This is a genomic window from Pseudalkalibacillus sp. SCS-8 (assembly GCF_040126055.1).
GTDB lineage: Bacteria > Bacillota > Bacilli > Bacillales > Fictibacillaceae > Pseudalkalibacillus > Pseudalkalibacillus nanhaiensis.
Window position 1 is genome coordinate 640,623 of the sequence record NZ_CP143541.1, and the last position, 19,779, is coordinate 660,401.

17 protein-coding genes are annotated in these 19,779 nt (G+C 43.1%); 8 read left to right on the top strand and 9 right to left on the bottom strand.

Annotated elements, in window-relative coordinates; genetic code table 11:
* Positions 1 to 181 precede the first annotated feature (181 nt).
* On the bottom strand, positions 182 to 985 hold the full coding sequence (gene proC / locus V1497_RS03300; protein ID WP_414703626.1) for a pyrroline-5-carboxylate reductase: 804 nt from the start codon (positions 983 to 985) through the stop codon (positions 182 to 184).
* A 413-nt stretch (positions 986 to 1,398) separates the two neighbouring features.
* Between proC and V1497_RS03305 the strand changes: the two genes are divergently transcribed.
* Complete coding sequence (locus V1497_RS03305; RefSeq protein ID WP_349409553.1) at positions 1,399 to 2,811, top strand: SpoVR family protein; 1,413 nt, start codon at positions 1,399 to 1,401, stop codon at positions 2,809 to 2,811.
* A 207-nt stretch (positions 2,812 to 3,018) separates the two neighbouring features.
* Here the strand turns inward: V1497_RS03305 and V1497_RS03310 are convergent, their stop codons facing one another.
* On the bottom strand, positions 3,019 to 4,356 hold the full coding sequence (locus V1497_RS03310; protein WP_349409554.1) for a hypothetical protein: 1,338 nt from the start codon (positions 4,354 to 4,356) through the stop codon (positions 3,019 to 3,021).
* Positions 4,357 to 4,551: 195 nt separating this feature from the next.
* Between V1497_RS03310 and V1497_RS03315 the strand changes: the two genes are divergently transcribed.
* The 4 genes from V1497_RS03315 (at position 4,552) to V1497_RS03330 (ending at position 11,285) form a co-directional block, all read left to right on the top strand.
* The gene (locus V1497_RS03315) at positions 4,552 to 5,319 is read left to right on the top strand and encodes a DUF2087 domain-containing protein (RefSeq protein ID WP_349409555.1); all 768 of its coding nucleotides are present in this window, start codon (positions 4,552 to 4,554) and stop codon (positions 5,317 to 5,319) included.
* Between the two features lie 564 nt (positions 5,320 to 5,883).
* Positions 5,884 to 7,638 (top strand): ABC transporter ATP-binding protein, encoded by a 1,755-nt coding sequence (locus V1497_RS03320; RefSeq protein ID WP_349409556.1) that lies wholly within the window; start codon positions 5,884 to 5,886, stop codon positions 7,636 to 7,638.
* A gap of 2 nt (positions 7,639 to 7,640) precedes the next feature.
* Positions 7,641 to 9,662, top strand: a complete 2,022-nt coding sequence (locus V1497_RS03325; protein WP_349409557.1) for an ABC transporter ATP-binding protein — start codon at positions 7,641 to 7,643, stop codon at positions 9,660 to 9,662.
* Between the two features lie 342 nt (positions 9,663 to 10,004).
* Positions 10,005 to 11,285 (top strand): MFS transporter, encoded by a 1,281-nt coding sequence (locus V1497_RS03330; protein WP_349409558.1) that lies wholly within the window; start codon positions 10,005 to 10,007, stop codon positions 11,283 to 11,285.
* Positions 11,286 to 11,321: 36 nt separating this feature from the next.
* Here V1497_RS03330 and V1497_RS03335 read toward each other — a convergent pair whose 3' ends face one another.
* Both V1497_RS03335 and asd read right to left on the bottom strand, forming a co-directional pair.
* Positions 11,322 to 12,245, bottom strand: a complete 924-nt coding sequence (locus V1497_RS03335) for a zinc dependent phospholipase C family protein (protein ID WP_349409559.1) — start codon at positions 12,243 to 12,245, stop codon at positions 11,322 to 11,324.
* 61 nt (positions 12,246 to 12,306) lie between these two features.
* A complete protein-coding gene (gene asd / locus V1497_RS03340) occupies positions 12,307 to 13,161 on the bottom strand; it encodes an archaetidylserine decarboxylase (RefSeq protein ID WP_349409560.1) in 855 nt (284 codons plus the stop codon).
* A gap of 265 nt (positions 13,162 to 13,426) precedes the next feature.
* Here asd and V1497_RS03345 point away from each other — a divergent pair, with 265 nt between their 5' ends.
* The 3 genes from V1497_RS03345 (at position 13,427) to V1497_RS03355 (ending at position 15,559) form a co-directional block, all read left to right on the top strand.
* Positions 13,427 to 14,776 carry a TrkH family potassium uptake protein gene (locus V1497_RS03345; protein ID WP_349409561.1) on the top strand — a complete coding sequence of 450 codons (1,350 nt, stop codon included), beginning with the start codon at positions 13,427 to 13,429 and terminating at the stop codon, positions 14,774 to 14,776.
* 218 nt (positions 14,777 to 14,994) lie between these two features.
* Positions 14,995 to 15,189: an alpha/beta-type small acid-soluble spore protein gene (locus V1497_RS03350; RefSeq protein ID WP_349409562.1), complete on the top strand. Its 195-nt coding sequence runs from the start codon at positions 14,995 to 14,997 to the stop codon at positions 15,187 to 15,189.
* Positions 15,190 to 15,298: 109 nt separating this feature from the next.
* Entirely contained in the window at positions 15,299 to 15,559 is a 261-nt protein-coding gene (locus tag V1497_RS03355) for a hypothetical protein (protein WP_349409563.1), read from the top strand.
* Positions 15,560 to 15,647: 88 nt separating this feature from the next.
* Here V1497_RS03355 and V1497_RS03360 read toward each other — a convergent pair whose 3' ends face one another.
* The 5 genes from V1497_RS03360 to V1497_RS03380 form a co-directional block, all read right to left on the bottom strand.
* Complete coding sequence (locus tag V1497_RS03360; RefSeq protein ID WP_349409564.1) at positions 15,648 to 16,304, bottom strand: amino acid ABC transporter permease; 657 nt, start codon at positions 16,302 to 16,304, stop codon at positions 15,648 to 15,650.
* On the bottom strand, positions 16,297 to 17,073 hold the full coding sequence (locus V1497_RS03365) for a transporter substrate-binding domain-containing protein (RefSeq protein ID WP_349409565.1): 777 nt from the start codon (positions 17,071 to 17,073) through the stop codon (positions 16,297 to 16,299). The genes V1497_RS03360 and V1497_RS03365 overlap by 8 nt, the downstream gene beginning before the upstream one ends.
* Positions 17,074 to 17,284: 211 nt before the next feature.
* Entirely contained in the window at positions 17,285 to 18,385 is a 1,101-nt protein-coding gene (locus tag V1497_RS03370; protein WP_349409566.1) for a sn-glycerol-3-phosphate ABC transporter ATP-binding protein UgpC, read from the bottom strand.
* A 129-nt stretch (positions 18,386 to 18,514) separates the two neighbouring features.
* Positions 18,515 to 19,402 (bottom strand): PucR family transcriptional regulator, encoded by an 888-nt coding sequence (locus tag V1497_RS03375; RefSeq protein WP_349409567.1) that lies wholly within the window; start codon positions 19,400 to 19,402, stop codon positions 18,515 to 18,517.
* A gap of 160 nt (positions 19,403 to 19,562) precedes the next feature.
* Positions 19,563 to 19,766 carry a hypothetical protein gene (locus V1497_RS03380; RefSeq protein WP_349409568.1) on the bottom strand — a complete coding sequence of 68 codons (204 nt, stop codon included), beginning with the start codon at positions 19,764 to 19,766 and terminating at the stop codon, positions 19,563 to 19,565.
* Positions 19,767 to 19,779: the final 13 nt, after the last annotated feature.

Genomic DNA, 19,779 nt, shown 5'->3' on the forward strand with positions numbered 1-19,779 from the left:
TCCGCGGGCAAACCGCAAGCCTCCTTGTTCACTTGCACAGGATGTGCTGGCTTAGACGTTCACCACAGGACGTGGTGGTATTTAGTCGAAGTTCCTTAATCACTGTGGGGTCTTGCCTGGCTCGCTATTCCCGCAGGAGTGTCGTAAATTTCAGGCGTAAAATAACAATTTAAATTACCAGTTACTGCTGTACTGCGAATACTTTTTCGAGTTCTTCGCGTAGTTCTTTTGAACGGGATGCTGCACCTTTTACGGCTTCGGCGATTGCTTCGCCTCCTCCGTTTTCATTAAGGGCTTCAAGTCCTGCAGCAGTTGTTCCGTTCGGGGAAGTGACGTTCTTTCTAAGCTGAGTTGGTGTTTCTTCGCGCTCAAGCATCATCGTTGCTGCGCCTAAGATCGTCTGTGCACCGATTTTCCGTGCCATTTCACGATCCATTCCACCTTCTACACCAGCTTGCTCGATGTGTTCCATCAAGTTGTAGAAATATGCTGGGCCACTTCCTGCAATACCGGTGAAAATATCCATCTGATCTTCTTCAATGAGGTAAGCTTCTCCGATGCATTGCATCAATTCTTTTGTGAAGACCACTTGATCCATCGTCACATGCTTACCAGGTGAGATTGCCGTCGCGGACTCACGAAGCATGCTAGATGTGTTCGGCATCACTCGAATGACTTGTTGATCTTCATTCAGGTTTTCTTCCATATAAGAAGTAGAGATGCCAGCCAAGACTGAAATGAGTACTTGGTCAGGTCGCAAACGGTCTTTCAAGTCTTCCAATACTGATTCGATGTCTTTCGGTTTCATAGCAAGAATGAAAACATCAACTTCATTAAAGTCCAATTCATTTTTCTTTATTGCTTCAATTCCATATTTCACTTTCATTTCATTTAAACGTTCTTGGTTACTACGGTTGGTGACGATGATTTGATCAGAATCCAATTTTCCTGATTCGACGATTCCTGAAATCATCGCTTCAGCCATATTACCAGCGCCTAAAAAGGCAACACGTTGTTTTAACAAAGTAACCACTCCTATATGCCGTCCTTTTTTCAACGTTTTTAATCGTAACATCCAGGCAAATTAATTCAACAGTATAACCCAAATAGGTTGAATAAGGTCGAAAAACCCTAAGTAAGCGTTTACATTAAGTTTTATATGTTTCAAATCCCTTCTAAGGATGTGTCATCTGGATACAGGGTGTTATATGCTAGCTGGAATTTTCGAAAAATGAATTTATCAAATAAATCGGAAAATTCCGTTATATCAATATTCATAAGGACGAGCATGAGTAAGACGATGAGATACAGCTCCAAGGTTTACGCTTTCGTATCATGAAAACCGAATTGCGACATACATTGTCTTATACAATCCTTTTTGATTTGGGAGGGGCCGGAATGAGCATCGACGAACATAAAGAGTTGATCAATGCCATACATGAAATCACGGAAATTGCTGAAGGGTTCGGTCTTGATTTCTATGAGATGCGATATGAAATCTGTCCTGCTGATATCATTTATACATTTGGTGCTTACGGTATGCCGACACGTTTTTCACATTGGAGCTTCGGTAAACAGTTCCATAAGATGAAGCTTCAGTACGATCTAGGTTTGAGTAAAATCTATGAGCTCGTCATCAATTCAGATCCTTGCTATGCCTTTTTGTTGGACAGCAATACCTTGATCCAAAATAAACTGATCATTGCGCACGTGCTTGCCCATTGTGATTTCTTCAAGAACAACATACGGTTCTCGAATACACGCCGGGATATGGTCGAAAGCATGACATCAACTGCAGAACGGGTTGCACATTATGAGCATTTATATGGGAAGAAAGAGGTCGAGCATTTCCTGGATGCAATCTTGTCCATCCAGGAGCATATTGATCCATCCATCATGAGACCGAAGCTCAATTACCATTTGGATGCAGATGAGACGGAGCTAGAGAAGAAGGCAACACCTTACGATGATTTATGGGATATCGATGGGTCTAATGAAAAGAAGGCTAAACCAAAGCCGTCATCAAAACGGAAGATTCCGCCACAGCCTGAAAAAGATATTCTATTATTCATCGAAGAATATAGCCGGGAGCTGGACGATTGGCAGCGGGACATCCTTTCCATGATGCGGGAAGAGATGCTTTATTTCTGGCCGCAGCTCGAAACCAAGATAATGAATGAAGGATGGGCTTCCTACTGGCACGCACGTATTTTGAGAGAGATGGATTTGACGACTGACGAAGTGATTGAATTTGCAAAACTGAATGCGGGCGTGGTCCAGCCATCACGCACATCCATCAATCCGTATTACCTTGGGTTGAAAATCTTTGAAAACATAGAGGAATGTTATAACGATCCATCTGAAGAGTTGATCAAGCAAGGTGTTAAGAAAGGAGATGGACGTAGCAAGATTTTCGAAGTGCGTGAAATTGAATCGGATATCTCGTTCATCCGTAACTACCTGACGAAGGATCTTTGTGAGAAGGAGGATTTATACCTTTTCCAAAAGCAAGGGAAGGATTACCGGATCACAACGAAGCAATGGGAGGAAGTCCGGGACCAATTAGTGAGCAGCAGGGTGAACGGAGGGTTTCCATACATCACGGTAAATGATGGGGATTATTTAAAGAATGGTGAGCTTTATCTTGAGCATCACTTTGAAGATATTGAGCTGGACTTGAAATACCTCGAAAAAGTACTTCCTTATATCTACGATTTATGGGGAAGAGCTATACACATGGAAACAGTGGTTGAAAGCAAGCCTGTTGTCTACACCTATGATGGAAAAGGAATTCATAAACGGAACCTATAAGAAAAACCGCTCAGATGAGCGGTTTTTTTAATTGTTTATTGTAGCGTAAAGGTGCGAGACTCCTGCGGAATCAGCGAGCCAGGCAAGACCCCACAGTGAGCCAAAAGCGAACGAGGAGGCTTGCGGATCGCCCGCGGAAAGCGAGCAACCTTGAAGCGAAAATCAACACCTATTTTATAACAAAAACCGCTCAGATGAGCGGTTTTTTTAGCCTTCATAATAGTAGTAGGATGGGTCGTTTACCCATTGGTCATAGATTTGATTGCCGGTTGGACTGGCTATTTGATGATACGATTCGACCGATAGTGTTTCGCTTGGTGAATGGTACCGAAAATCATCAATATACCAAGTACCATCAGCATTGGAATAATTGAACGTTTGAATCAATGAATCATCGAATACTTTTATGCCGTTTTCTACGAAGTAGAGTTCGCCATATTCTGAATCGACGTTCCTCACAGCTTGGATCTTACCGTTCTGAATATGATAAAGATTGCCGGATCGGACATTACTTGACTCCACACTGCTGATCAGGAGCCAGCGATTCGACAGCATGCGTACATCATTACGATTAAGGTTGAATTCGTGTGTGCCAATGATAAGCTGGTCGAGCTGCTCGTCAGTGGCGAGATTGACCAGAATGAGTTTATATTTGCCGTGTGTAATGAGATCCCCGGCATCAGCACCTGCCCATCCGTTTTCTTCTCTATGTATGCCTTCTTTTATTGCGTACACCAACAAGCGATAGTCCGTATTCCCTTCTTTTGCTAGAAACTCAAAGGTAATATTGTCTTCATTAATGGGTGGTTGGGTTTTCTTTGGTTCCTGTTTTTTCGTTTCTGGTTCCTTTTTCTTTTCGACAACCTTCTTTTCTGATGAAGCTTTTTCTGCTGTACTCTTTTCCGGTTTTTCCTGTGTATCGTTTTTACTCTTATCTTTTTTTCCATCTGCGAGAAGGACAGCTTCCAGCTCTTGATCAATCTCTTTTTTCAGTTTGGAGATCTCTTGTTCGATTTCCTTGATCGTCGCGAGAAAATCCTCTTCTTCTGAATAGATGTAATTCCGATGATGATCAAATAAGAGAAAGTAGGCTTTCGAATAGGCCGTCAATGTATCCTGGAAAGCGTTGAATCTTTCAGGCTCTACCGTATTATACTGATCTGTCAGAACTGCTGTTAAACTCATTTCTTCTGCCTGATTGGGATCCGTTTCAATTATGTCTTCGATCGTTTTCAATAACTCCTCAGAATTCAATCCGTACTTTTTGGCCTGTTCAAGCTGAATATGATAATCCCGGAGGCGCTCAAGCGACTTCTTGACAAAGGATTGATAGTCTTTATCGTTTGACCTGTCTTCCGGAATGGCGTTTGCCTCAATCACCACTAATTGATTTTGCGTCGCCTCATTTAAATACGTGAAACAATCATCGATTGCAGCACAGAGAGGATTACGATTCTTCTGATTCGCCACATCTTCCTTAACATTCCCAAGTGAACAACCTGTTGTCATCAATAGAATGCTGACAAAGCATCCCCATTTTTTCATTTTGCAATTTCCCCCTTACTTACAGTATAAACGTTCTCTGGGCAAAAATGGATAAAAAAGTTAATGATGTTATTCTACAACATTTCTTCAAGATGTCCGCTTATTTACGAACAAAAGTAAAAGTTGTTGATATTATTTAAACATTTCTATAAAATGTTCCTTAGAGGATAAACAAAATGATGGAGGGTTTATAAAATGTCTGGTCAAGATGTGTTTTGGGAAGCAAATATCGAAGAGCTGAAGCAAGGTTATCGATACGAGGAATTGAATGAGCAATACGTTTGTCTGATATGCAATAAAACCTATCAAAAGGGCTACATATATCCGTGTACAGAGGAAAGGCTGATGGAGGCTGAACGGGCAATCCAAGCTCATATCGTGAATGAACACGGTTCAATGCTTGATTACCTGCTGAACATGAATAAAAAGTATACAGGTCTTACCGATGCGCAAAGGAATATTCTCGCTGGAACGAAAGAAGGAAGATCGGACAAAGAACTTGCCAAGCAAATTGATGTTGGAAGTACATCGACGATCCGGACCCACCGTTTCAAGCTGAGGGAAAAAGAAAAGCAAGCAAGGGTATTCCTTGCGATCATGGAGCTGATGAAAAATTCAATTCCAAAGGAAAAGGATGAATTTGTCCAAATTCATAAGGGGGCGACGCAAGTGGACGAACGGTATGCTGTCACAACGCAAGAACGGGAGAAGGTTTTAACGACTTATTTTAAAAAAGGATTGGATGGTCCGTTATCACAGTTTCCAAGCAAGGAAAAACGCAAAATCATCGTCCTTCAGCAAATTGCAAGTCGTTTTGACCCGGAGAAAGTGTATAAGGAAAAGGAAATAAACGATGTGCTGAAACCGATCATCGAGGATTATGTCACGATCAGGCGCTACCTGATCGAATATGGATTTCTCGATCGGAACAAAGATTGCAGTGAATATTGGATAAAAAAATAAGCTTTAACAGAAAAAAGTAGGCATATTGATTTAAATTGTAAAAAAATTTAAAAAATAGGCAAAAGTCTATTGCCAAATGGAAACCCTTGGTATAAACTTTTTAGAGAAATCATAAACCAATGAAAAGGAGGTAGCGTCATGCAAAACATTGTAGGAATCATTAAACAAGCAGGCATCGTTTCAAATGCATCTAACTTCATACAGCATGGCGTGAACCGTTAACCACCTTTTCACATTCGACTTTTGAAGTCACCTCTTTGTCATTTCAGCTCACGCCGTACATTGCGCGTGGGCTTTTTATATTTCACTCCATATTTCCTGGAAGAAGTATGCCGTTTACGTGCGGCATACTTTTTTTGTTCGAAAAAAGACTTTTATCACAACTGGATAAAGACAGACCGGGTGCCAAAGCGCTCGGACTGCTTTATATAAAAATGAATGTGCATGCATGAAGGGAGTAATGTAGATGTTTGTAAAACAGAAAATGAACATTAAGACGCTGGATCGGAAAGAAGGCGGCTGACAGCTCGAACGAAATAGCTTCATCAGGAGAGGAGATATAGCATGTTTTCAGTATTAGTCAAACTAGGTTGGTTTTTTAAGAAGCATTGGAAAAGATATGCGATCGCCATTTTCTTATTGCAGATCGTGAATATTATTGAAGTCGTCCCTCCGAAATTGATCGGGATGGCGATTGATGAAATGGCCATCGGTTCACTGACGAAAGAGCGTTTGTTTCAATTCGTCGGAATTTATGTCGTGTTATTAATTACGAATTATGGTCTCAATTACGTGTGGATGTACCAGCTTTTCGGGGGTGCATTCCTCGTTGAACGCACAATGCGCTCAAGCTTCATGCGGCATTTGCTCAAAATGACTCCGACCTTTTATGAAAAGCATCGGACGGGTGACTTGATGGCTCGGGCGACCAATGACTTGAAGGCGATTTCGATGACTGCCGGGTTCGGTATCCTGACATTGATCGATTCGACGTTCTTCCTGATTACGATTCTGTTCGTAATGGGCTTTCTTATCAGCTGGAAGCTTACACTGGCAGCTCTGTTGCCATTACCGATCATGGCAATTTTGATGAACCGGTACGGTAAGCTGATGCATAAGCGTTTTACGACAGCTCAGGATTCATTCGGTGAGCTGAATGACCAGGTGCTGGAGTCTGTTTCGGGGGTAAGGGTCATCCGGGCTTATGTGCAGGAGAAGTCCGATCACAAGCGATTTGAGGATCTTGCTCATGATGTTTATAAGAAGAACGTTTCGGTTGCACGTGTCGATTCTTTGTTTGAACCGACGATCAAAGTATTAGTCGGAATCAGTTACATGATCGGTTTAGGGTATGGGGCATATCTTGTGTTCCATAAGACGATCACTCTCGGGGAATTGATCTCCTTCAACGTCTATCTCGGGATGCTGATCTGGCCGATGTTTGCAATCGGAGAATTGATCAACATCATGCAACGGGGGAACGCCTCGTTGGATCGTGTCAACAATACACTTGATTATGAGCCGGATGTGAAGGATAAAGAAGGGGTTCAACCAATCGATCGTCCGACGGAAATCAAGTTCGACAACGTCACGTTCCGTTATCCTAGCTCTCAAGTGGATAATCTGAAAGGGATCTCCTTCACTTTAAAACAAGGGCAAACTCTTGGAATTGTCGGGAAAACAGGAAGTGGGAAGACGACCCTCATCAAACAGCTGTTACGTGAATATCCTTCTGGGGACGGTTCAATCACCATTTCTGGAACGGAAATCGACAACATTCCGATGGATCAACTGCAAAGCTGGCTGGGCTATGTACCTCAGCAGCAGATTCTTTTTTCCAGATCCGTCAAGGAAAATATCCTTTTCGGGGTAAACGATACGAGCCAAAAACGATTGGATGATGTGGTTGATCTTTCCTCGCTTAAAAATGACATTGAAAACCTGCCACAAGGAATGCAGACCCTCGTCGGAGAGAAAGGCGTGGCCCTCTCAGGTGGTCAGAAGCAACGGATCTCGATTGCACGAGCACTTCTTGTGAATCCTGAAATCCTGTTGTTGGATGATGCGATGTCTGCAGTCGATGGAAAAACCGAGGCGAAGATCATTCAGAGCATCCGTAACGAGCGGGCAGGGAAGACGACGTTCATTACGACTCATCGTCTGTCTGCTGTACAGCATGCGGATTGGATTCTCGTCATGGATGAGGGACGCGTGATTGAAGAGGGTACACATGATGAATTATTGGAAAACGGAGGCTGGTACAAAGAGCAATATGAAAGACAACAATTAGAAGACGGCCTCTCAGAAGGTGTGGTGTAAGTATGAGCGTAGGTAGAAGATTGGTTGATTACGCATTGCGATATAAAAAGATGATCATATTTGCGCTTGCGATGTTGACGGTTGCAATTACGGCTGAATTGACCGGCCCGTTCATCGCAAAGAAAATGATCGATAATCATATTCTCGGGATTGAAAACCCTTGGATCCAAGTAGAGGAGCCAGGTGAAGATACCGTTGAGTATAAAGGAGAGCATTATGTCCGGACCGCTTATTTTGAAGGGGATGCATCAGCATATCCTGAGGTCCGGATCCTCCAGGTGGAACGTGAGTATTATTTTATTGATGAAGCCGTTGCCTTTGATGGAAAACGTTCGATTGAAGGAAATACGCTTGTTATCAAGAAAGGCGATCAGACCGCTACTTATGGTGCAGAAAAATTGACCACGGACCATTTGTTAGCGTTCTATCGTCCTGAAGTGAAATGGCTCATCTATTTGAGTGCATTTTATCTAGGCTTGTTGCTCGTATCCGCTTTCTTCACATATTGGCAAAAATACTTGCTGCAAAAGTCAGCGAACAGGATCATACAGGATATGAGAACGGATGTCTTTGGTCAGATTCAAAGGTTGCCTGTGAATTACTTTGATAACCTTCCAGCAGGGAAAGTCGTCTCAAGGATCACCAATGATACGGAAGCGATTCGGGAGCTGTACGTCACGGTATTGGCGCAGTTTTTCACCGGAATCATTTATATCATAGGGATCTTGACGGCACTCTTTTTCCTGGATGCCCGGCTAGCGTTGATTTGCTCGGTCATCATCCCGATCATGTTCGTTTGGATCATCATGTATCGGAAATATGCATCGAATTATAATCACCTGATCCGTCAACGCCTTAGTGATTTGAATGCGATGATCAACGAATCGATTCAAGGGATGCCGATCATTCAAGCTTTTCGTAGACAGAAGCAAACAACTCAAGAGTTTGAAGCGATCAATGAAGAATATTTTCAACATCGGAATAAGCTGTTGAGCTTGGATGCTCTCATGTCCCATAATCTAGTCGGCTTACTTCGAAATGTGGCATTCGTTGTGCTGATCTGGTATTTCGGTGGTGCCTCTCTTACGGCTACAACCGCAGTAACTGTCGGTGTGCTTTATGCATTCGTCGATTATCTAAACCGTTTGTTCCAGCCGATAACAGGTATCGTGACACAGCTTGCGAACCTAGAGCAGGCGCTTGTTTCAGGAGAGCGCGTATTCAAGCTCCTTGACCGTGAAGGGGAGGATGTTTCTGACACCACTGTTCCAAGGTACGATGGGAACGTCGTTTTTGATGATGTGACCTTCGCGTATAAAGAGGACGAATACGTGTTGAAAAACATTTCCTTTGAAGCGAAGCAAGGTGAGACGGTCGCATTGGTCGGTCATACCGGATCCGGAAAAAGCTCGATCATGAATTTGTTGTTCCGTTTTTATGACATTGAACATGGGAAGATCATGATTGACGGTCAGGATATCCAGAAGATGACCCGACAGGACTTGAGAAAACATATGGGCATCGTCCTTCAGGATCCATTCCTGTTCTCGGGTACGATTGCGTCCAATGTAAGCCTGGATGATCCGTCCATCACGCGTGAGCAAGTTGAAAAAGCACTGAAGGATGTCGGTGCTGAGCCGTTCATTCAACAGCTTCCGAAAGGCTATGATGAGCCTGTCATCGAGAAAGGGAGCACATTGTCAGCTGGCCAGCGGCAGTTGATTTCTTTCGCAAGAGCACTTGCTTACAATCCAGCGATATTAATCTTGGATGAAGCGACTGCGAATATTGACACTGAAACGGAAGCGATCATCCAGAAGGCTCTCGACGTGTTGAAGAAAGGGCGAACGACATTCATCATTGCCCATCGTCTTTCAACGATCAAAAATGCCGATCAGATACTCGTCCTAGACCGCGGACGAATCGTGGAGCGAGGCTCACACGATGAATTAATGGAAGTGAAAGGTAAGTACTATCAGATGTACCAGATGCAACAAGGAACAAAACAATCTCAAGCTGTTTGAAGGATTGGAGAGGACTGACCTACCCAGGTCAGTCCTTTGATCTTTTATGGTAAAAAAGGACTGAATTCCGGAATTCGCTGTTGATATTCAGGAATTATGATCATCAATTCCGGAATTAAGCTTCAAATTTCCGGAATAATGCTCAAAAATCAGGAAACAGCACCAAAAATTCCGGAATTCACACAAAAGAGTCCACAAACCACGCTCAAAACGCCAGGAGCTTTTACAAAAAATCAAAAAAGGTCTCCCCACAACCGAAAGCGAATATAGAACTGTAAGTAAAATGGCGGACATACAATGAATATAGAGCGTTTATCTGTCTTTAAAAAGAGGGGGCTCGTTATGAAGAAAAAAGAGGTCTATGCATGGACGATGTACGATTGGGCGAATTCAGCCTTTGCGACGACGATCATGGCTGCGGTGCTGCCGATCTTTTATTATGATGTTGCAGCAAAGAATCTTGATAAGACGACAGCAACGGCCTACTGGGGGTATTCGCAATCAATCGCTGTATTGCTTGTTGCATTACTGGCTCCGATCTTAGGTGCAATTGCCGATCATTCGAGCTCCAAAAAGAAATTTCTACGCTTTTTCGCGTACATGGGGATCATCGCAAGTATCCTACTTGCTTTTGTTGGAGAGGGAGACTATATCCTTGCCTCGGTATTATTAATTTTCGGGACGATCGGTTTTTCAGGAGGAAATGCCTTTTATGATGCGTTTCTGCCAGAGATCGCACCAAAGGATGAGATCGATCGGATCTCTGCACGTGGATATGCGTTTGGTTACATAGGAGGAGGACTCCTTTTACTTGTCAATCTGATGATGATCATGAACCCTTCATGGTTCTTCCTCCCGAATTCATTGATTGCGACGCAGCTCTCGTTCGTCACTGTCGGAATATGGTGGTTCGTCTTCTCGCTTCCATTATTCAAGCACGTCAAAGACCGGAAGCATGAACAACCACCACTGAAGGGGTCATATGTTGCGATTGGCTTCAAACGGGTGAAGACGACCTTCAAAGAAATCAATCAGTTCAAACAGCTCTTACTTTTTCTCGTGGCTTTCTGGTTGTTCAATGATGGAATCTCAACGATCATCAAGATGGCAACGATCTATGGGCGTGATATCGGAATTGGATCGAACGATTTGATTGCTGCCTTATTGATTACTCAATTCGTCGGCATACCTTTCGCCTTTTTGTTCGGTTTCCTCGCGAAGAAGATTCAAGCGAAACGCGCGTTATACATCGCACTATGGACGTATGTCGTCATTGTCATGCTCGGCTACTTCATGGAAACGGCCGTCCACTTTTACGCTCTGGCAATCATGGTCGGCTTTGTTCAGGGTGGGGCACAGGCCTTGAGCCGATCCATTTTCGGCAGTATGGTACCTGACCACAAGCATGCTGAATTCTTTGGATTTTATGGAATTTCCGCAAAGTTCTCTGCTATTTTTGGTCCGTTCGTGTTTGGAATCGTCGGACAGTTAACGGGATCAACTCGCATGGGAATCATATCGTTGGTCTTGTTCTTCCTTGCAGGCATTTTCTTATTATCAAGAGTGGATGTAGAAAAAGGAAAGAAAGAGGCGACCACAGCGAGTCAAGAATTGATGATGTAAAAAGAAAAGCGACCTGCGAGGTCGCTTTTTTTTCGCCTATAATATCGGATCAAAGTGTCTATTCTCTAAGCCGAGAGCAAGGTCTTTTCCGGTATCATAACAGATGTTTCCGAGTTTTTCTTTCAAGTTTTCAAATGCCTCGTTGTCATCCTTAAACCAATAGGCGCCCAGGTCTTGTAAAAGTGAAACGCCTTCTTCCTCAGCCTGCTCCATCAATTCCAGGAACGTTTCTTCATGACGCTCATCTGGCTGTGCTGGGTGGTACCAGGCGGTTTTTTCCTCGTTCAAATAATCGGCTGGTGCAATCTCTTTTTGATAAGAAAATGGATGAATACGGTGCTTCAACAGTTTATTTTTCCAGCCGGAGGGATCATAAAGGACTTTCAGGGCTTTTTGCATATGCTGATAAGATTGTTGTACATATCCGGATGGCATTTCTTTATGTAAGTCTGGGAAGATCGTATCTACCGCTTTTTCGAGCATGGTTTCGATCGGCTTGTGCAAGGTCTTACCAATCGCCAGTTCTTTATAAACCGGGGTTTTCCAGGTTTCTATGGACTTGAATCGTTTCATCAACAAGGTGTCGATGATGATTTCAAGCTTCTGATGTCGATTGTCTTCCGTCCCTGAACGGTAATTGATATAAGGGTGCGTGTTCCGATCAAGGATATGATGGGTGATGAAACCTGTCGTAAAAGCGACTAATCGTTCATCCTGGAGATGTTCTTTCGTATAGTTGATCAATTCAAGCAGAAAAGCGCCGCATGAAGCGTGATGGATCCGATCTCCGACTTCTGTAACTTTAGAAGATTTCCAGGGCCAGAAATTATGATAAAAGAATGGATCCGGTCCCTGGGTTCCGAAGTTGAAATAGGGCGTGGTCTCTTCCGTCAGTTCAATGATCCCCGTCTTGTCTAATACGCGTTCACCGAAAAGAATGTGTGTCCAAACGTTAGGCATACCAAATCCCCCTCTTGTTCTACTTCCATTATTCCATATCGACCTGGATTGTCGGCATCATCTATTCGACCTTACGCTTCAGCTGCTCCATTTTGTACCCGATCGGCTCGCCCACTTTGATGTCCGTTCCTGGTTGGATCGATTGAAGAAGGTCAATCTGGTCCTCTTCAAATAGAAGGATAACCGTCGAGCCAAATTCAAAGTGTCCCATTTCTGTTCCCTTATGAATAAAGGGAGAGCCCTCTAATGCTTCTGCATACTGCTTCCCTTTATGGACACGTTCAATCTGTTTTTTGTAAGCTAATTGAACACTCCCGACGATCAAAGCTCCGACCTTTACGACTGCGACTTGTCCCACTGGTGTACGCATGAAGGTTGTCAAACGTTCGTTTTTTGAATAAACGCCTTCAATCGACTCTACACCATGGTCATTCACAGGGTAGAGGCGTCCTGGGATATAGGAGAAGTCGGTAATTGTACCATCAATCGGAGCATGGATACGATGATAATCTTTCGGACTCAGATAAATCGTCATGTATGTGCCATTCTGAAAGAATTTTGCTCTTTCTTCATCGGCAAGCAATTGGTCAACCGAATAGGAGACACCCTTTGCCTGTATGATTTGGCCATTATCAATACGTCCGACCTGCTTGATTAGACCATCGGCAGGGCTAATGAAGGTATCGTTATTTTGATCAATGGGTCTTGCATATGGTATAAGTTTCCGCTTAAAAAACTCGTTAAGGCTTCTATATTGTTCAACCGGTTTTTCGACGTGTGACAAATCGATGTTGTACCACTTTACATAAGCGGGAATCGCAAAACGGCTTATTTTCGACTTCATGAACAAACTGACCAGATTTGTGATTGCATGGTGTGGCAGGCACTTTAATACGTATTTCATCATTACATTCATAATCTTCATTCCAATCGAGAGTAGACACGGACTCTTTATAAGTGTAGTTCCGTATCGGTTTTTAGTTGCTTAATGAATTTTTGAAAACAATACCAATATTATACTTCTTATTTCTCATTGTGTTAATACTAAGAACAGGACTATTTCTACACCCAAGTTTTGCAAAAGAAGGGTAAACTATTTTAAGAATTAGGGTTTTCAGTTATGTTTAAATTAGGTACGATAGATTCATTCGAAATACACTCTGACTAAAGGTTGTTAGACGATGAAAAAAAATCGACGTTATCGTAAAATACGCTTAACATCCGTACAATTGATCATCTTGTTTTATTTAGGGGCTGTCGTCATGGCAACCTCCTTATTAAGCTTGCCATACGCCCATAGGGATGGAATGGAGTGGTCGTTCATCGATGCCTTGTTCACAGCTGTAAGTGCGATCAGTGTGACGGGTCTGACCGTCGTGAATACAGCGGAAACCTTCAATGAATTCGGTTACTTCCTGTTGGCTTTCGTCTTGCAATTCGGTGGTATCGGCATCATGACGCTCGGTACATTCATCTGGCTATTGGTCGGGAAACGGATCGGTCTGAGGGAAAGGCAATTGATCATGACAGACCAGAACCTTTCAACACTTCAAGGTCTTGTCCGATTGATGATTCAAATTCTCTATCTGATCTTACTTATTGAAGCAATCGGTACAGTGATCCTCGGGGTCTACTTCCTAAATTACTTCGATACATGGCAGGAGGCCTTCATGCAAGGTTTCTTCGCAGCTGTCAGTGCCACGACGAATGGTGGTTTCGACATTACCGGTCGGTCACTTCATCCTTTTGCTGCAGATTATTTCGTCCAATTCATCAACATTCTATTGATGATCCTTGGAGCAATCGGGTTCCCAGTGTTATTGGAGGTAAAAGAGTATATCGCCTCCAAGAAAGGGAAGTATCAATTCTCTTTGTTCACGAAGCTGACGACGGTTACGTTCTTTTTCCTGGTCGTTCTGGGGACATTTTTAATCATTTTACTCGAATTCAACCTGTTTTATGAAGATAAAAAATGGCATCAAATCTTGTTCTATTCCTTGTTCCAATCTGTTACGACCCGGAGTGGCGGATTGTCGACGATGGATATCAACCTGTTTTCAGAGCCGACCCAGTTGCTCATGTCTGCTTTAATGTTCATTGGTGCCTCCCCAAGCTCCGTCGGTGGAGGGATCCGTACGACGACGTTCGCCATTGTCGTATTGGCGATCATATCGTTCGCAAAAGGGAATCAGACCATTAAAGTCTTTAAACGTGAGCTTTTGGTGGAAGATGTCCAAAAGGCGTTTGTCGTACTGAGTGTCGCTTTCATGATGTTCGGTACTTCAGTCATCATACTGATGTTTACAGAGTCAGCACCATTGATGACGGTCATTTTCGAGGTTGCCTCTGCGTTCGGTACCTGCGGGTTATCCATGGGACTGACGCCGGATTTGAGTACACCTGGAAAGGTCCTCGTCATTTTGCTCATGTTCATCGGTCGAGTAGGAATCTTATCCTTCCTGTTCATCATCCGAGGAAAGATCGTCAAAGAAACGTATCGCTATCCAAAAGAACAAGTCATTATCGGTTAAAACGATTGAGCCTAGCGCTCAGTCGTTTTTTTATTTGGCTTAGTTTATGCAGCTTCAGGCGGGCGCTTTCCGCGGGTATCGCTTCTATTTACTTGATATAGCTAACAAAGTCTTTTATTAAAACAATTTTTCATTCGTGAAATTATTTCCATGATATTTATATGAATAACGCATTCTCAATAACGCAAACTATGTGTACCAAGGAGGAGGTGAGATACATGGCTCAAAACAACAGCAATCAATTAGTAGTACCTGGTGCTCAAGCAGCATTGGATCAAATGAAGACTGAAATCGCTTCTGAATTTGGAGTACAACTAGGACCAGACACAACTTCTCGTGCTAACGGATCAGTTGGTGGAGAAATCACTAAGCGTCTTGTTCAACAAGCTCAATCACAGCTTGGTGGAAGATAATAATTATAATAATGGCTTTGAGGGGGTGGACTTGTTCCACTCCTTCTTTTCACGTTTTTCAGTAGCTTACACAATCAATCGAGATTTTTGACAAAAGGAGAGAGGTTTTATGTCAATTTGCCCTGTTTGTAATCAATTGAGTGCTACCCAATATCGATGTCCGTCTTGCTTAGGGATGATGGAGGATAGTGGCAGGGTAATGGATTACTATGATGATTATAGTCCTTACCTCGAAATTGATTCGTTGAAAATGGAGGATGGGTACCCAGATGATGAGCGGGATAAGCAATGTCCGCATGTTTTCTATTGTACGTCCTGTCGTGCTGAAAATGTGTTATTGATTCATGAGTGGCGGTCCGAATGCAATTAATCTGTCGACTGACGCAGAAAGGTATTTTATATCAGTCACATCCCCTATAAAAAAAAAGCAACAGCTGTAAAGCCATTGCTCATGAACACTATGCGCCTACGTCTAATTTTCTTTCCAGATAGGTCTGGACCCAGCTTAACATTGTCGTAAGTGCCCAGTACATAAAGAGGACGACGATAAAGATGACAAGGACATCGAGGTTCAAGGCGGCAATCTGTTCCGCTCTTCCTGTAAGTTCTTCTACGGCAAGAACCGAAGCGAGGGAGGATGCCTTCACGATATCAATCAACGAATTCCAGACGGGTGGAATCGAACGTCTCCACGCCTGGGGGAGGATCACTTCCTTCATGACCTGGGCGGTGTTCATGCCTAGAGAATACCCCGCCTCCCATTGGCCCTTCGAAATGGAATGAATCGCTGCCCGATAGGATTCCGAAATATAGGCACTAAAATGTAAGGTAAGTCCTAGAATGGCAGCTTGCCATCCTTCGAACGTATATAGCCACGTCAATCCATAATAAAGGAGCAACAATTGTGTCAGCAACGGAGTCCCTCGAAAGAACGATACATAGAACCGTGCGATTCCGGAAAGGATCTTCGAGTTCGAAATCCGCATCAACACGATGATCAGTCCTAGGATCAAGGACAGAAATATAGCTGCGACACTCAAATAGACCGTCATTTTGGCTCCCTCGAGTAGAAAAGGGAGCCAGTTAAGGATGTATTCTAACGTTTCATTATTCACTTACATCTTCCCCAAAGTATTTTTGGGAAATTTCCTCGAGAGTGCCATCTTTCTCCATTTCCTTCAACGCTTTATTGACTTCCTCGATGAGTTTCTCCTGGTCTTTACGGAAAGCGAATCCCATTTTCGTCTCGTTAAAAGGATCACCGACTGCTTTTACATTATAGTTGTCACCTTTCAATTCTTGTTGGATGAAAAGGCGATCGTTAAGTGCTGCATCAATACGTTTAACATTCAAATCGGTCAGGGCTTGAGCAATCCCTTTATAGAATTTAAGGTTTGCACCCGCTTCTTTTGCTGCTTCAGCATAATTACTGCCCTGCGTTGTTCCTACAGTCTTACCTTCCAGATCCTCAAGGCTTTTGATGTCATCGTTGTCTTTATGGACGATGACCTGACCACCAGAAACGGTATAAGGTTCAGAAAACGAGTACTTTTTCTTACGATCATCCGTTATCGTTACCTGATTGGCAATCATATCGATACGCTCTGAATCAAGCGCTCCGAACATCCCTTTCCATTCAGTCGGAATGAATTCCGCTTTCATACCGATACGCTTTGCGACTTCTCTTGCGATTTCAACATCATAGCCTGTCACGTCATTTGTTTCAGAGTCACGGAAGCTGAATGGGGGATAAGTCGCCTCTGTTCCAATCTTCAATACCTCACGTTCATCACCAGTTGTTTTTTCTTTATCATCCGTTCCACATGCTGCGAGCAGTCCGACTGTCAGAACGAGAATAAAGGAATAAATCCATGTTTTTTTCATGTATGACCCTCCTGATAGGTTATGTTTATTTGGTTTAATCCCGACAAAATCAATGGGATAACTTAGCCACTTATTCATTGTAGTGAGCAGCACATGTAAAGTCAATCATGAACTATTATGTGCTTTTTTTGCCAAAACATTACACCTCTGGTAAAGAGCTGAACGAAACAAAAAAAGAGCCGCCACAATGGCGACTCTTGAAAATCCTATTTTACGCACGAATGCGTTTTTCATTTTCTGCATCAAAGAAATGACATTTGTTCATGTCGAATGCAAGTTCAAGCTTTTGTCCGTTTTGGATATCAGTTCGAGAATCAACACGGGCAATGAAGCTTTGCTCGGCAACCGTCGAGTAAAGGTAGGTTTCCGCACCCATAAGCTCAGCAACATCAATGGAAGCCGTGATTTTCGTTCCTTCAGAAGCTTCTGTAAAGACCGGCTCATCATGGATGTCTTCAGGACGGATTCCAAGGATGATATCCTTTCCGGCATATCCTTGGTCACGAAGGAGCTTCATTTTTCCTTCCGGGACACTGAGACGGATGTTATCCATGACAAAATAATTATCCTCAAGCTTTCCGTGTAAGAAGTTCATCGCAGGAGATCCGATGAATCCACCAACGAACACATTTTCAGGCGTATCATAGACTTCTTTCGGTGAACCGACCTGTTGGATGACACCATCCTTCATAACGACGATCCGTGTTGCCATCGTCATCGCTTCTGTCTGGTCGTGTGTAACATAGATCGTAGTCGTTTGGAGACGTTGATGCAATTTCGAGATTTCCGCACGCATTTGTACACGTAGCTTTGCGTCAAGGTTGGACAATGGCTCGTCCATCAAGAACACCTGAGGATCCCGTACGATGGCTCTTCCGAGTGCGACCCTTTGACGCTGACCACCAGATAACGCCTTCGGTTTACGATCCAAATAGTTCTCAAGTCCGAGGATTCGGGCCGCTTCATTTACGCGTCGTTCGATCTCGTTCTTATCAAATTTACGTAGCTTCAATCCGAAAGCCATATTGTCATAGACGTTCATATGCGGATAGAGGGCATAGTTCTGGAAAACCATCGCAATGTCTCGATCTTTCGGTGCAACATCATTGACACGTTTCTCGCCGATGACCAAGTCACCCTCTGAAATTTCTTCAAGTCCTGCAATCATACGTAACGTAGTGGACTTTCCACAACCGGATGGTCCGACAAACACGATGAATTCTTTGTCCTTGATGTTTAAATTGAAATCCTGTACAGCAGTAACCTTATTATCATAGCGCTTCACAATATTTTTCATTTGAATATCAGCCATGAACCTTTTACCCCTCTCTGTATGTAAACGTTTTCGTAATACTTACAAGTGTAGTTGGAAAGGGAGGCACAGTAAATTGGAGAGATGCACAAAGATTCAGGCATTTTTTATAAATCTTGTACAAAACGTCTATTCATTGTTCGAAATCAGCAAATGACATGTTACGGCATCGGAGAAAGTTTTCGGATCAAGACCTGTAAGATCTGTGAACTTTTCAATTCGATATTGTAGGCTGTTGCGATGGATGAACAGGCTTTTAGCAGCAACCGTATAGTTCAAATCACTTTCAAGGAAGGTCTTAATTGTCCTTACAAGTTCAGGGTCCACATCTTTCATGATCCGTTCGTGAATATAGAGGAGGTCCTCATGATTCGCCTGGTGCAAGAGCAGTGAAGGCAATGCAGAAGCGATTGTATGGATTCTGCTTTTGCTCGGGTTTTCCGAACTGATTTTATAATAGGCAGATTCTTTGTCAAACTGTTTCTTAGCCTGAGGGATCGATGTGAATGTTGAACCGATAAATACTGAGGATTTCATGTAAAAGTCACTTTCTATCGTATGAATCAACTCGTCCAATTGGTTCTTGCTTACGTAATCATAATCTGCAGGTTCGACAAACACACCCGAATAGCGATCCTTCCAGACTGGGATGATATGCGGGGATAACATATTTTTAAAGGCTTCTACATAAAGTTCATGCTCGACATCCTGGCTGTTGATTTGAAAATGCAGCAGTCTGCCTTCTTGTACGCTAAAATGTTCGGAGGTGCGATCCTTGAACAACAGCTCATACCATGCGTGCTGTTCTTGATCTTCTTTCATCGGTCGGGCGGATAGAGGCGTTAGAAAGACTTCGAGTAACTTTCTTGTATCTTCATTCAAGATTGTTTTCCGAATGCCGAATTCTTCACCATTTGCATTCCGGTACCAAGTATAATCGTTTACATCATGTTCTTCATCATGCTGGATGACATGATCCTTGCCGAAAAATTTCTGTAGCTTTTTCAATTCTGACATGAGAGGATGATCCTTTCGTTCTGGTGTTAGTAGTATTATAACAATTCCTTGTTTTAGACCCGAGGGATAATGCCTGTAAATGAAAATAGACCGTTCCCACCTCAATGGTGCCGTCATCATAAGACGGTAAAACCGAGCGGGAGCAGTCTATAGGAAGGCTTTAATGTTGAGGACGTCGTTGAACCGTTTCTTCTTTTACATATTCAATGGGCGGTTCTTCTTCGTCAAGCGGCAGGCTTTCACTGATTTGTTCATGGTCATAACGACCTGTCACTGTTCCTCCAGCCATACCTTCGTTGATCATCCGGTCTATATCCATATAGGACTGATCTCGTCCTTCATACTGTGACCCTTTATCTCTCATGACATGACCCTCC

Excerpts from the sequence above, each read along its gene's own strand:
- V1497_RS03355 (WP_349409563.1), top strand. The coding sequence starts at position 15,299 with ATGTCAATTTGCCCTGTTTGTAATCAATTGAGTGCTACCCAATATCGA.
- V1497_RS03325 (WP_349409557.1), top strand. The coding sequence starts at position 7,641 with ATGAGCGTAGGTAGAAGATTGGTTGATTACGCATTGCGATATAAAAAG.
- V1497_RS03370 (WP_349409566.1), bottom strand. The coding sequence starts at position 18,385 with ATGGCTGATATTCAAATGAAAAATATTGTGAAGCGCTATGATAATAAG.
- V1497_RS03380 (WP_349409568.1), bottom strand. The coding sequence starts at position 19,766 with ATGAGAGATAAAGGGTCACAGTATGAAGGACGAGATCAGTCCTATATG.
- V1497_RS03365 (WP_349409565.1), bottom strand. The coding sequence starts at position 17,073 with ATGAAAAAAACATGGATTTATTCCTTTATTCTCGTTCTGACAGTCGGA.
- V1497_RS03305 (WP_349409553.1), top strand. The coding sequence starts at position 1,399 with ATGAGCATCGACGAACATAAAGAGTTGATCAATGCCATACATGAAATC.
- V1497_RS03315 (WP_349409555.1), top strand. The coding sequence starts at position 4,552 with ATGTCTGGTCAAGATGTGTTTTGGGAAGCAAATATCGAAGAGCTGAAG.
- V1497_RS03345 (WP_349409561.1), top strand. The coding sequence starts at position 13,427 with ATGAAAAAAAATCGACGTTATCGTAAAATACGCTTAACATCCGTACAA.
- asd (WP_349409560.1), bottom strand. The coding sequence starts at position 13,161 with ATGAATGTAATGATGAAATACGTATTAAAGTGCCTGCCACACCATGCA.
- V1497_RS03330 (WP_349409558.1), top strand. The coding sequence starts at position 10,005 with ATGAAGAAAAAAGAGGTCTATGCATGGACGATGTACGATTGGGCGAAT.
- V1497_RS03350 (WP_349409562.1), top strand. The coding sequence starts at position 14,995 with ATGGCTCAAAACAACAGCAATCAATTAGTAGTACCTGGTGCTCAAGCA.
- proC (WP_414703626.1), bottom strand. The coding sequence starts at position 985 with ATGGCTGAAGCGATGATTTCAGGAATCGTCGAATCAGGAAAATTGGAT.
- V1497_RS03375 (WP_349409567.1), bottom strand. The coding sequence starts at position 19,402 with ATGTCAGAATTGAAAAAGCTACAGAAATTTTTCGGCAAGGATCATGTC.
- V1497_RS03335 (WP_349409559.1), bottom strand. The coding sequence starts at position 12,245 with ATGCCTAACGTTTGGACACACATTCTTTTCGGTGAACGCGTATTAGAC.
- V1497_RS03310 (WP_349409554.1), bottom strand. The coding sequence starts at position 4,356 with ATGAAAAAATGGGGATGCTTTGTCAGCATTCTATTGATGACAACAGGT.
- V1497_RS03320 (WP_349409556.1), top strand. The coding sequence starts at position 5,884 with ATGTTTTCAGTATTAGTCAAACTAGGTTGGTTTTTTAAGAAGCATTGG.